Genomic DNA, 12,535 nt, shown 5'->3' with positions numbered 1-12,535 from the left:
GGGGGAATGTGGGATGAAACGGTTTGACAGATTGTATCAAAGTATTAAGGATGTTGCAATCGGAAGGCTGATATATAATTACTATTTCCGGGACATTCAGGCAGGATGGAAGATGGAAAAACCGCATTCCCATAATGCTATTGAAATCATTTGCTGCATAGATGGAAGATTCCATGCGTGGGCACAAAAGGAAAGCAATGCAGTAATGGTAAAAAAGCCGGAATGCCTGATTCTCGAGCAGGGCATTCCACACAGGATATATCTGGAAAAAGATGCCAACGCGTTATGTGTCTGTATCCAGATCAACAAAGACGCAATTATTCCCGGACTTGGCTGCGGGCCTTTTATTGAAGAAGAGTTTAACCTTTTAAAGGATAAGTGCTATGGTGGCAAAGGATTTATCAAAGTTCTCGACGACAGCACGATAGCCGATAATATCACCCGCATCATCAGGGAAATCAACGAAAAAGAAGCCGATTGGGAAGAAACTGTAAAATTTGAAGCAGTAGGGCTATTCATCAAATTATATAAAAATATCAAAAAACAGTACGAAGGAATTACAAATAAAAGCAACGAGCACATTTACGGGGCGATGACCTACATCTATGAAAACATTTTGAATCCAATTACACCCAAGGATATTGCCCGGCACATTCACCTCAGCCCTAACCACCTGATGCACCTTTTCAAACAGTGCACGGGAAAGTCGGTTATGGATACTGTGATGGGAATACGGGCAGAACGGGGCAAAAATCTTTTGGAAAACACAACGCTCAGCATATCAGAAGTAGCGTTTCAGTGCGGTTACCCAACATTACAGCATTTCAGTATGCACTTTAAAAAACTGTATGGGACGTCGCCCTCGGAATACAGAAAGCAAATCGCAGAGATAGACCTCCTGCAAAGCAGATAGGGCTGCGCGCGAAAAGCGGAGCAGGGTATTAGTATAATCAATCGTTACAAAACAGATAGAAAAGCAACAAATGATGTTAAATTCTAACACCATAATCATTAATTTTACCAAAGGAGGGACATAATTATGACATTAGAAGGCAAGGTGGCAGTTGTAACCGGTGCTGCAAGACCGGAGAGTATCGGCCAGGGAATCGCGCTGAGGCTGGGTATGGAAGGAGCAAATGTTATTTGCTGTGACCTACGTGAAGCGGACGAAACGGTTGCTGCAATCAAGGAAGCGGGTGGTAATGCCATTGGATTTCAGGGAGACATCACCAAGTGGGAAAACTGTAAAGGAGTAATTGATTTTGCGGTTGAAAAATATGGTAGAATTGATATTCTCGTAAACTGTGCAGGTGTATCATCAAGGCTTCCGATTGAAGAGGAACCGCTGGAAAACTGGGACTTCATCATGGATATCAACCTGCGTGCAGTATGGATGATGTGCAGAGCTGCAATCCCTGAGATGAGAAAAAATGAATTTGGCAGGATCGTTAACATCGCTTCTGAAGCAGGTGTGCTCGGATGGACAAGACATGCAGTTTATGGCGCATCCAAAGGCGGTGTTGTCAGCCTTACGAGGTGCCTTGCAATGGAAACCTGCCATGATGGGATTACGGTAAATACGGTGAACCCAATGACAATTCCAACAAGGTTGTTTCTCGATCAGGGTAATCCGTTGGTTGGCAAGAACCTGGATGATTCACTGGATGCGATCCCAATGGGTACGCTTTCCACACCGGCTGATATTGCAGGAGCTGTGAATTTTTTCGTCGGTCCCGACGCCGGGTACGTGACCGGCCAGTATTTGAACATTGACGGCGGATATTCTGCGGGAAAAGCGTACGATAAAAAAGTAGAAAAATAAGGCCGATATGGCTTAAAACAAACAGAAGATAACGAAAAAAGAGGAGATTCTATTATGAAATACGACAGACCATACAGGCGTTCCCGTTATGGGACGATGGCAAAGGATTACGAACTGGGCGTGGATTTTGCAAAGCTTCGCTCCGACCGCGTCAAAAAGGCGCAGGCACAGCTTAAGGAAAAAGGACTGGGGGCACTTCTGTGTTTTGACGGTGATAACTGCAGGTATATTTCTTCGGCGTATTTACCTTACGGGATGCGTGAATATTTAAATGAATACTGCCTGCTTCCGGTGGAAGGAAAGCCCTTCCTGTACGACCTGGCAACTCCGGCAAAGCGCATTACCTGTCCGTGGCTCGAGGACAGGATCGCCCCGCCGATCACGCTTTTACGTGGTGCTCTGGAGCCGTTTACAGGCCTTCACAAAGTGTTTGCAAAGCAAATCAAGGAAAGATTGATCGAAATGGGCGTAGAGAAAAAGCCACTTGGCGTGGACTTTGCAGAGATCACGATGATCAGGGCGCTCGAAGATGAAGGAATTGAGGTCGTTGACGGACAGCAGGCGATCGTTGATGCACGTGCGATCAAGACCAAGGAAGAAGTCGAGCTCATTATGCAATGCTGTGCGATCGCGGAATCGGCACATGACAAGGTTGTCCGTGCGATCCGCCCGGGTATTAAGGAAAACGAGATCGTATCGATAGCTTCCAAGGAAGTACTTGACATGGGAATGGAAACGATACTGCTTATCCAGACGGTGACAGGGCCCCGCGGTATCCCACATTCACATTGTGCAACAGACCGGATTGTACAAACAGGGGATATGGTTTACTGCGATCCCACCGTTGCATTCCTTGGATACCGTACCTGCTATTATCGCACCTATGTTTGTGGCAAACCTACACAAGCACAAATCGACGCTTACGAACAAGCATCAAAGTGGCTGCGGGACGCAATGAACGTGGTAAAGCCGGGTGTGACGACTGCGGATATTGCAAAAGCGTTCCCAAAAGCGGAGGAATTTGGCTACCGCAACGAGGACGAAGCGTTCCTCCAGCAGTACGGGCATGGCGTGGGGATAGCCCAGTGGGAAAAACCCATTATTTCAAGGCGGTTCTCTATCGACCATCCGCAGGAGATCAAGGAAGACATGGTGTTTGCGCTGGAAACTTGGTGCAAGGCAGAAGACAACTCCGGTTCGGCAAGGATAGAGGAGCTTATCCACGTAACCAAGGATTCCTGTGAGATATTGACCTGTTATCCGTCTGATCACCTGATTTCGTGCGGAACGCCGGGATGCGAGGTGTTCTAACAGATCGACGGGAGTCAAACCCTAAACCAATATCAACAGTTACTCCATATGCTTATAGGTGAGGAGCGGCGTCCCACCGCTCCTCGGCGAGCCCAAAGGAATTTAAAGAATTCAAGTTATATTTCTACTCTGACCACATAAAAACAATCATCATTTTTATACGTTTTACCTTGCCTTGTGTTTGTATTGGCTAAAATGTGCGGAAAAAATGAAAAAAGGTAAAATATCGTAAAAATAGATCGAAATATGAATCTATGCTTTTAATGTAGGCTTACATTAAATGAAATAAAAAACAAATTAGGAGGAAAAGAAAGTGAAAAAAGTACTGGTATGTGTTATGGCGTTATTGATGGTGTTTGCCCTTGTAGCATGCTCTGCGGCAAGTGAACCGGCGACAGAGGCATCAACAGGGGCATCAACGGCGGGGGAAAGCTCATCTGAGGCTTCAGGGGAAGCCAAGCCAGCAGGCGATGGAATTGAAATCGCTTATCTGATCAACTCGGCAAACGATACTTATGAAAACTATGTGTTCAACAGTGCAAAAGAGTATTGTGACGCGAATGGTATCAACCTGACCATGTATGACGGCCTTAACGATACGGGCAACCAGCTCACGCAGCTTGAAACGGTATGCTCTAATGGCGCGGATGCAGTCATTGTCGTTCCGGTAGACACAAGCGGGGATGGACAGGAGTACCGTGCGATTACGGATAAATATAACATACCGATCGTGTCCGTCGCAAGGGAATTGAAGTCAGCCTGGGTAAAGGTTTCCGTCGACTCTGCAAAGGTTGGTAAAATGCAGGCTCAGTATGTAGTAGACACCCTGGGAGACAAGCTTGACGTAGCGCTCCTGGTGGGGACGCTTGGTACGGAAGATCAGCAACAAAGGACAAGCGCAAACCATGAAGTATTTGACGAGCACCCAGACATCAATATCGTGTTTGAGGAAACCGGTGAATGGCAAAGGGACAAGGGAATGACAGCGTGCGAAAACTGGTTACAGTCGGGCACACATATTGATGCGGTCGTAGCGAATAACGACGAAATGGCTGTAGGGGCGGCGCTTGCGATTCAGGCAGCCGGAAAAACAGATGAAATCAAAGTTTTTGGGATTGACGGAAATGAGGCAGGACTAGAAGAGATTAAGAACGGGACGCTTACTGCAACAGTATTCCAGCCTACAGAACAAGGCAAAATGGCTGTTGAGGCCTGCCTTGACTGCATCAATGGAAAATATACCGGCGAAGGGGATCCAGAATGGCTTCAGGTAGAGCCAGAGATTGTTACAGAGGAGAACCTTAGTAAATTCTGGGAGATCATTTTTGGGGAACCTCTGGAATAACCAGCTGAAAGGTGACCGGATAACAATTACTATCTGTCTTCTGTAAAAATTGTGGCAGGCGTCCTGCCCCAAAAAGGCGGGACGCCCTGCAATACAGAGAAATTATTTTTCAGAAGGCACAGCCGAAAGATATCTCAAGAAACAGGTGGCAATATGAATGACAACAATGAAGAATATTTATTGGAAATGAATCATATCACAAAGCAGCTTCCAGGAGTTTTGGCGCTCAACGACGTATCGCTTAAAGTCAAAAAGGGCGAGGTGCATTCCCTGCTGGGGGAAAACGGAGCGGGAAAGTCAACCCTGATGAAGATACTGATGAACATTTATCCGCAGGATAAGGGGGAAGTGGTTTTTAAGGGTGAGAAACGTACACGTAACGAGGCTACGATCGAAAAATCATTGGAGAGCGGCATTGCAATGATTCACCAGGAGCTGGCATCGTTTCCTGATATGACGATCGCCGAAAACATATTCCTGAACAGAGAACCGAAAAAAGGAATTTTTGTAGACGAAAAAAAATTGAACCAGGAAACGATCGAATTGTTCCGGTATATCGGAATGGATGTTGATCCCAAAAAGAAGATCAGGTCTTGCACGACATCGTACATCCAAATGGTTGAAATCGCAAGGGCGGTTTCACTGAAGGCGGATCTTATTATTATGGACGAGCCGACATCCGCTATTACGGATAAAGAGACTGAGCTTTTATTCAATATCATTAAGAAATTAAAAGACGACGGAAAATCGATTATCTATATTACGCATAAAATGGATGAAATATTCCGCATTGCGGATGTGGCGACCGTGCTGCGCGACGGCGAGCTCATTGAATCAAGGGTATCGGTGGCGCATACAACGGAGGATAAGCTTATTTCCTATATGGTAGGAAGGGAAATGACGCAGATGTATCCGGAATATGAGGCGCAGTTGGGAGAAGTACTCCTTTCTGTGAAGCACCTGTCCAGGCAAAGAGAATTTAAAGACATCTCGTTTGACGTACGGGCGGGCGAGATCCTCGGGATCGCAGGAATGATGGGGGCGGGACGCTCCGAGCTTGTTTCTGCAATTTTTGGGATCACAAAGCCAGATTCGGGCGAAGTCTATGTGAAAGGCAAAAAAATGAGGCCAAACGATCCGGCACAGTCGATAGAGAATGGAATGGCAATGCTAACTGAGGATAGAAAAAGGACAGGGCTGTTCCTGAATATGTCTGTCGCGGATAATATGTCGATCCCCAGCCTGAGCGAATTTAAGAACGGCTTGTTTTTGTCAAGAGACAAAATCGGCAGGGCAAGCACTGAACAGGTCAGGAATATGAATGTGAAAACGCCTAGTAACGACACGCCTGTGGCATCGCTTTCCGGGGGAAACCAGCAAAAGGTTCTACTTGGAAGGTGGTTACACAGGAATCCGGACATCCTGATTATTGACGAACCGACAAGGGGAATCGACGTAGGGGCAAAATATGAGATCCACAAAATTATATGCGATCTTGCAAAAAGCGGAAAAGCGATCATTATGATCTCATCTGAAATGCCGGAAATACTTGGTGTAAGCACCCGGGTACTGGTGCTTTCAAACGGGCGTCTTTCCGCAGAGCTCGTTAAGGATTCGGATTTCACACAGGAAACAATTATGCACTATGCAGCCCAAAAAATAACAGACGAGATTATCGAGGACAAAAAGGAGGCTATGGGAAAATGAATAATATCGCAGCCGGAAGGACTTTAAAAGAAAAAATGAGCGGCGTTACCTCAAAGATGGGGACGTTGCTGATCCTGATCGGGATCATTATACTGCTCAGTATTTTAGCGCCCAATTTTCTGTCGGTGAATAATTTTATGAACATCATCCGGCAGGTAGCAACCACAGGTATCATTGCTTATGGGATGGTTATGGTAATGATTACCGGAGGAATCGATCTTTCCGCAGGATCTATGCTTGCATTTTCCTGTATGGTGATTGCCGTTTTTGCAGAAAAAGGCAGTACAGCGACAGCGGTAGTACTTGGCATTGCAGTAGCAACGGCCTGCGGACTGATCAACGGTTTTGTGATATCGGCAACGGGGATACCGCCGTTTATCATGACGCTTGGAATGCAACTGATCCTGCGTGGCGCAGCAAACCTTGTAACAGGAGGATTTACGGTGACTGGTTTTGATAATGCGTTCAAGGAGATCGGACAGGGAACCATTGGCGGCGTGATACCGATTCCCGTTGTGATCTATGTGGTTTTGGGAATCATTATGTTTTTGGTACTCAGTAAAACCGTATTTGGCAGGAAGGTATTTGCGATTGGCGGAAACGAAGAAGCCTCGCGGCTTTGCGGCGTAAATGCAAAGAGAGTAAAGCTTGCAGTATATACGATTTCAGCATTTCTGACAGGTATTTCGGCAGTGTTGATTACCTCCCGTACCGCGGCGGGCAACCCTTCCGTAGGGCTCAATTACGAATTTGACGCGATTATCGCGGCAGTCGTCGGAGGAACCAGCCTTTCCGGAGGCGTGGGATCGATCCCCGGATGTATCATTGGCGCACTGATCGTAGGTTGCATCGAGGCGGGGCTTACGATGCTGGGCGTTTCCGCGTACTACAAAAATATCCTGAAAGGTGTTTTGATCATTGCGGCTGTCATTATCGACGTGAGCAAAAATAAGCTGGCGGCAAAGAAAGCCTGAAAGATTGGAATAGATGACCGGAGGAAGATAGAAATGCTGAATATTGGTTTGATCGGATGCGGCAGGATAGGGAAAATGCACGCGGAAACGGTTGTGAGCCGGATACCGGATGCAAGGCTGGCAGCTGTATGCGATGTATCGGAGGAAGCAGCTGCCGAAGCGGCGCAAACGTATGGGGCGGAGCAGTATTTTTCAGACTATCGTAAGGTTTTGGACAATCCGGGCATTGATGCAGTGCTTGTCTGTTCCAATGGCGATACCCATTCGGAGATTTCGATTGAGGCGGCAAAGGCCGGAAAACATATTTTTTGCGAAAAGCCTGTGGATGTATCGATCGGCCGGATTGTTGAGACAATGGAAGCGGTGGAAAAATCAGGTGTAAAGATGATGGTAGCCTTTAACAGGCGATTCGATCCAAATTTCCAAAAGATCAAAAGCATGGCGCTCAGCGGCGAGCTTGGCAGGCTGAAAATGATCCGGATCACCTCGCGTGATCCGGAAATGCCAAGCGGGGAGTATGCCCGAAAATGCGGCGGGCTTTTCATTGACACGACGGTCCATGATTTTGACATGGCTGCCTTTCTGGCGGGTGGAAAAATCATGGAGGTTTATGCGAACGTGGTGTCTATGCGAAGTGCTGACGGGGAAGAACTGGATGATTATGAGCCTGCGATTACGACGCTGAAATTTGAAAACGGCGTGATTGGCGTGATCGATAATAGCAGGGACTGTGCGTACGGGTATGACCAGCGGATCGAGGTTTTTGGAACAAAGGGCGCTGCAGCCGCTGAAAATGAGAGGGAAACAAACGTAATGGTCAGCGACTGTGACGGATTCCATATGGAAAAACCCTATTATTTCTTTTTGGAACGATACAAGCGCGCGTATGAGGAAGAGATGCGGCAATTTGTGGAGGCGGTCGTCCATAATTTCGATACGCCGACTTCTGCGCAGGACGGATTATATTCACTTGCAGCTGCAATGGCCGCCAATAAATCGGCAAAGCAAAACAGACCGGTGCTTCTGGAAGAAATTTTAAATACAGAAGGTACAGGGCGGCAGGGAAAGGAGAAACTGCTTTGAGACGTATTAAGACAGGCGTCGTGGGATTCGGCAGGCTGGGAACGATCCATGCTGAAGACATTGCATTTTCGATTCCGAATTCAGAGTTATACGCAATTTGCAGGAAAGATCCTGATAAAAAAACTGATCATATATTTGACGGAGTCAAAATATACACAGATTATGACGAGTTTCTTAATGATCCTGAAATGGAAGCGGTCTGCATTGTTTCGAGCTCCGATATGCACTGCGAGCAGGCAGTCAAGGCGTTGGAACATGGAAAACACGTATTTGTTGAGAAGCCTCTTGGAATTACGATTGAGGAGTGCAGCCGGGTAAAAACGACTCTTTCACGCTGCAGGAACCTTATCTTTATGGTAGGGTTCCAGAGGCGGTTTGATCCGTCCTATCTGGATGCAAAGGAAAAAATTAAGGAAGGCATTATCGGCAGGCCATACCTGATGAAATGCTCTAGCTGTGACAAAGAAGAATTTGCTGGAAGCTGGCTGCGGTATTCGCCTACGAGCGGAGGGCCGTATTTTGATTGCTGCGTGCACGATATAGATCTCGCGCGCTGGATTTTTGGTTGCGGCCTGGAATCGGTGTATGCAGTCGGTGATTGTTACCTTTATCCAGAGGCAAAACAGTATTATGATGCGGACAGCGCTTATGCCCTGATGAAGTTTAAAAACGGCGAAACCTGTTATTTGCATACAGGAAGAATTACGCCGCACGGATATCATACGGAAACCGAAATATGGGGAACAAAAGGAATTTTGAGGATTGCGAATATTCCACGCGCCAATCGGGTGGAATTATTGGAAGGGAGGGGCTGCCTCGTGGAGTGCGAGCCCACCTTTGTCGAGCGCTTTCGGGAAGCGTTCCTTCTTGAGAAAAAAGTTTTTTTTGATTGTATTGAACAAAAACGCATGCCGGAGCTGACGATAGACGATGCGATAGAGGCGACAAAGATTGCGCTTTTGGCAACACGGTCGTTTTTGAGCGGCCAGGTTGTGAAAGCGGAAAACAAANAGTTTGCGAAACTAAGGTCAAGATTAGGAAAATGGGGTTTAAGGAAATGGAAAAAGAGCGGGCATTAAAGATCTACCAGACGATGAATGAGATACGTGCGTTTGAGGAGAAGGCATACAAGCTGTTTGAGGAAAACAAGCTTAGGGGCTCGGTGCATCTGTGCACAGGAGAAGAAGCGATTGCGGCAACAGTATGCTCGAGCCTGGACGACGAGGATTACATAGCAAGTACGCACAGGGGGCACGGGCACTGCATAGCAAAGGGAGCGAAGCTTGACCTTGCGCTGGCAGAGCTGATGGGCAAGGCGACGGGCTACTGCAAAGGGCGCGGGGGCTCGATGCACATAGCAGACCTGACGAAGGGAAACCTGGGAGCAAACGCAATCGTAGGCGGAGGGATTCCAATCGCGTCGGGAGCGGCGCTGGCGCAGAAGCTGCAGAAGAAAAAGCATGTTTCAGTAGCGTTTTTCGGAGACGGGGCGTCGAACGAAGGAACGTTCCACGAGGCGCTGAATATGGCGGCAGTGATGAAACTGCCGGTGATATTTGTGTGTGAGAACAATGGTTTTGGGATATCGGTGCCGGTGAAGCAGTCGACGAGCGTGGAAAACATAGCGGATCGGGCGGCAGGCTATGGAATTCCGGGAGTGGTAGTGGACGGCAATGACGTGCTGGCAGTGGACGAAGCGTTCCGTGCGGCAAAGGAAAGAGCGCTCAAAGGAGAGGGGCCGACGCTGATCGAGGCGAAGACGTACCGCTGGAGAGGGCACTGGACGGGAGATCCGGAACCATACCGCAGCCGCAAGGAAGTGGATGAATGGAAGAAGAAAGATCCGATTGCGCGGTTCGAGAAATATATGGTAAAAGAGAAAATGGCGACGGCAAAACAGCTTGAAAAAATCAAGGCAGCAGCGTATGCGGAAATGGATGCGGCGGCGGAGTTTGCATTAAACAGCCCAGAGCCTGATCCGGCGCACGTCATGGACGACGTATACTACGAAGCGTAGATTGGAGGAAAAAGAAGATGAGCAATAAAACGTATGCAATGGCAGTGAGGGACACATTGCTGTCAGAGATGAAACGTGACGATAAAGTATTTGTAATGGGAGAGGACGTCCAGGTGCTGGGCGGAGTATTTGGATGTACGCGCGGGCTTGCGGACGAGCTGGGGGCAGACAGGTGCTTCAATACGCCGATCTCAGAGGCGGAAATGATCGGAGCGGGGTTAGGCGCAGCGTGCGCGGGAATGCGCCCGGTGGTGGAGCTGATGTATATGGACTTCACGCTTGTGGCAATGGACCAGATCATCAACCAGGTTGCAAAGACAAGATATATCTTCGGCGGGAAAGCAAGGATACCGCTGGTGATCCGCGGCCAGCAGGGAATCGGGCGTGGCAACGCGGCAACGCACAGCCAGTCGCTGGAAACGATATTCATGCACTTCCCGGGGCTCAAGGTAGCGTGCCCGTCCACCGGGACGGACGTAGCGGGGCTTCTGAGGACGGCGATCCGTGACGATAACCCTGTAATGTTCTTTGAGCACAAGGCGCTGTACAGCACAAAGGAAGACGTTCCGGACGATCCGGACTTCATGATACCGTTCGGCAAGGCAAAGGTCAGGAAAGAAGGAAAGGACGTGACGATCGTAGCAAACCTGCTTTATGTGTCAAAGGCGCTTGAAGCAGCGGCGGAGCTGGAAAAGGAAGGAATTTCCGCGGAGGTCATTGATCCGAGGACAATGGTGCCGTTCGACTATGACACGATCATCGAAAGTGTGAAGAAAACAGGCCGGCTTGTAACGGTGCATGAAGCGCACCGCCAGGCAGGGTGGGGAGCGGAGATCGCGTCAGAGGTAACGGAACGGGTGTTCCCGTATCTGGATCATGCACCTGTACGTCTTGGCGCAAAGCAGTGCCCGCTGCCGTTTAACATCGGGCTGGAGAATGCTGTGGTGCCCCAGGTAGGGGAAATCGTAGCAGCGGCGCGAGCGACGATGTACAAATAGGGGAGTGATAGGAAATGGCGGAAAAAGTAATCATGCCCAAGCAGGGGCTTCAGATGACAGAAGGAACGATCACGCAGTGGCTGGTGCCGGAAGGCGGAAAATGCGTGGAAGGGGAACCGCTGTTTGAAATGGAAACAGATAAACTGACGATCACGATGGACGCGCCGGCAAGCGGGACGCTTCTTAAGATCGTAAAAGGGGAAGGCGAAGTGGTGCCGATCACGGAGATGATCGCAGTGATCGGGGAGCCGGGCGAGGATATCACGGCATTGCTGGCGGAAGCGGGCGATACGGCGGCAGAGGCAGCAGCAGCGCCTGCCGCGGCACCTGCGGCTGCGCCTGTAGTAGCTGCAAAGGCAGCTCCGGCAGCGGTGGCTGCGGATGGATCGCGCAGGTTCAGTACGCCCAGGGCGCGGATGCGCGCGGAAGAAAAGGGCGTTGATATCCTGGAGGTGCCTGCAAGCGGGCCGGAAAACCTGGTGATCGAGCGGGATGTGCTTTCGTATGAAGGAGCTGGGGCAGTCAAAGCAACGCCGCTTGCAAAGAAGGTGGCGCAGCTTGAAGGCGTAGAACTTGCGGAGGTAAGCGGCAGCGGCTCTCACGGCAAGATCACAAGGGAGGATATCCTGGCTGCGGTAGCGGCAAGAAGCGCGGCAGCCGGTGGCGGGACGCAGCGCGGGGAGCGCGTTATCCCAATGAAGGGGATGCGCAAGGTGATTGCGGACCGGATGCAGGAAAGCCTGCGGGTGCACGCGCAGCTGACACATACGGTGCGCGCGGATATGACGAACGCGGCAGCGCTGCGTGAAGCATACAAAAAAGTGGATAAGAAGGTATCGTACAACGATATCGTATTAAAGGCGGTCAGCCAGGCGCTGCTTGACTTCCCAATGATGAACGCGATGATCACGGACGAAGGGATTGTGATGCGCGATTATGTGAACCTTGGGGTAGCGGTAGCGGTTGATAACGGGCTGATCGTGCCGAATATCAAGGACGCAGACCTGATGAAGCTGGAAGAGCTGAGCTTCATGACAAAGGAGCTTGCGGGCAAGGCGAAGGAAAACAAACTTGCGCTTGAGGAAATGAGCGGAGGCACGTTTACGGTGTCAAACCTTGGGATGTTCGGACTGGACGAATTCACGGCGATTATCAATACGCCGGAATCGGGCATACTGGCACTGGGAGCGATCACCAAAACGCCGGTGGTAATCGGTGATGAAATTGTGATCAGGCCGATCATGTCGATGACGCTGACGTACGACCACAGGATCGTGG

General features: G+C 49.3%; 11 protein-coding genes. All 11 read left to right on the top strand.

What is annotated here, in order from left to right; all coding sequences use genetic code 11:
• Positions 1-13 precede the first annotated feature (13 nt).
• Positions 14-913, top strand: coding sequence for a helix-turn-helix domain-containing protein (locus tag CHK_RS15725; RefSeq protein WP_052740480.1), 900 nt, complete (start codon positions 14-16; stop codon positions 911-913).
• A 126-nt stretch (positions 914-1,039) separates the two neighbouring features.
• Positions 1,040-1,822, top strand: coding sequence for an SDR family NAD(P)-dependent oxidoreductase (locus CHK_RS08985; protein ID WP_046443723.1), 783 nt, complete (start codon positions 1,040-1,042; stop codon positions 1,820-1,822).
• Positions 1,823-1,876: 54 nt separating this feature from the next.
• Positions 1,877-3,133, top strand: coding sequence for a M24 family metallopeptidase (locus tag CHK_RS08980; RefSeq protein WP_046443722.1), 1,257 nt, complete (start codon positions 1,877-1,879; stop codon positions 3,131-3,133).
• A 313-nt stretch (positions 3,134-3,446) separates the two neighbouring features.
• Complete coding sequence (locus CHK_RS08975; protein WP_046443721.1) at positions 3,447-4,478, top strand: substrate-binding domain-containing protein; 1,032 nt, start codon at positions 3,447-3,449, stop codon at positions 4,476-4,478.
• Positions 4,479-4,631: 153 nt separating this feature from the next.
• Entirely contained in the window at positions 4,632-6,185 is a 1,554-nt protein-coding gene (locus CHK_RS08970) for a sugar ABC transporter ATP-binding protein (RefSeq protein ID WP_046443720.1), read from the top strand.
• Positions 6,182-7,159 (top strand): ABC transporter permease, encoded by a 978-nt coding sequence (locus tag CHK_RS08965; RefSeq protein ID WP_046443719.1) that lies wholly within the window; start codon positions 6,182-6,184, stop codon positions 7,157-7,159. Before CHK_RS08970 ends, CHK_RS08965 begins: the two co-directional genes overlap by 4 nt.
• A 33-nt stretch (positions 7,160-7,192) precedes the next feature.
• Positions 7,193-8,242 (top strand): inositol 2-dehydrogenase, encoded by a 1,050-nt coding sequence (gene iolG, locus CHK_RS08960; protein ID WP_046443718.1) that lies wholly within the window; start codon positions 7,193-7,195, stop codon positions 8,240-8,242.
• Positions 8,239-9,321 (top strand): Gfo/Idh/MocA family oxidoreductase, encoded by a 1,083-nt coding sequence (locus tag CHK_RS08955; RefSeq protein WP_052740479.1) that lies wholly within the window; start codon positions 8,239-8,241, stop codon positions 9,319-9,321. Before iolG ends, CHK_RS08955 begins: the two co-directional genes overlap by 4 nt.
• Positions 9,285-10,259: a thiamine pyrophosphate-dependent dehydrogenase E1 component subunit alpha gene (locus tag CHK_RS08950; RefSeq protein ID WP_046443717.1), complete on the top strand. Its 975-nt coding sequence runs from the start codon at positions 9,285-9,287 to the stop codon at positions 10,257-10,259. Before CHK_RS08955 ends, CHK_RS08950 begins: the two co-directional genes overlap by 37 nt.
• 17 nt (positions 10,260-10,276) lie before the next feature.
• On the top strand, positions 10,277-11,257 hold the full coding sequence (locus CHK_RS08945) for an alpha-ketoacid dehydrogenase subunit beta (protein WP_046442309.1): 981 nt from the start codon (positions 10,277-10,279) through the stop codon (positions 11,255-11,257).
• Between the two features lie 14 nt (positions 11,258-11,271).
• On the top strand, positions 11,272-12,535 hold a 1,264-nt coding region (locus tag CHK_RS08940), incomplete at its 3' end, for a dihydrolipoamide acetyltransferase family protein (RefSeq protein ID WP_046443716.1).

The organism is Christensenella hongkongensis (assembly GCF_000981035.1).
GTDB classification, from domain to species: domain Bacteria; phylum Bacillota; class Clostridia; order Christensenellales; family Christensenellaceae; genus Christensenella; species Christensenella hongkongensis.
Note: the sequence above shows the minus strand (reverse complement) of the source record. Positions and strands in the feature narration are given on the sequence as shown.

What these genes read in the sequence shown, in the direction of transcription:
- CHK_RS15725 (WP_052740480.1), top strand. Translation starts at nt 14, where the DNA reads ATGAAACGGTTTGACAGATTGTATCAAAGTATTAAGGATGTTGCAATC.
- CHK_RS08985 (WP_046443723.1), top strand. Translation starts at nt 1,040, where the DNA reads ATGACATTAGAAGGCAAGGTGGCAGTTGTAACCGGTGCTGCAAGACCG.
- CHK_RS08980 (WP_046443722.1), top strand. Translation starts at nt 1,877, where the DNA reads ATGAAATACGACAGACCATACAGGCGTTCCCGTTATGGGACGATGGCA.
- CHK_RS08970 (WP_046443720.1), top strand. Translation starts at nt 4,632, where the DNA reads ATGAATGACAACAATGAAGAATATTTATTGGAAATGAATCATATCACA.
- CHK_RS08965 (WP_046443719.1), top strand. Translation starts at nt 6,182, where the DNA reads ATGAATAATATCGCAGCCGGAAGGACTTTAAAAGAAAAAATGAGCGGC.
- iolG (WP_046443718.1), top strand. Translation starts at nt 7,193, where the DNA reads ATGCTGAATATTGGTTTGATCGGATGCGGCAGGATAGGGAAAATGCAC.
- CHK_RS08950 (WP_046443717.1), top strand. Translation starts at nt 9,285, where the DNA reads ATGGGGTTTAAGGAAATGGAAAAAGAGCGGGCATTAAAGATCTACCAG.
- CHK_RS08945 (WP_046442309.1), top strand. Translation starts at nt 10,277, where the DNA reads ATGAGCAATAAAACGTATGCAATGGCAGTGAGGGACACATTGCTGTCA.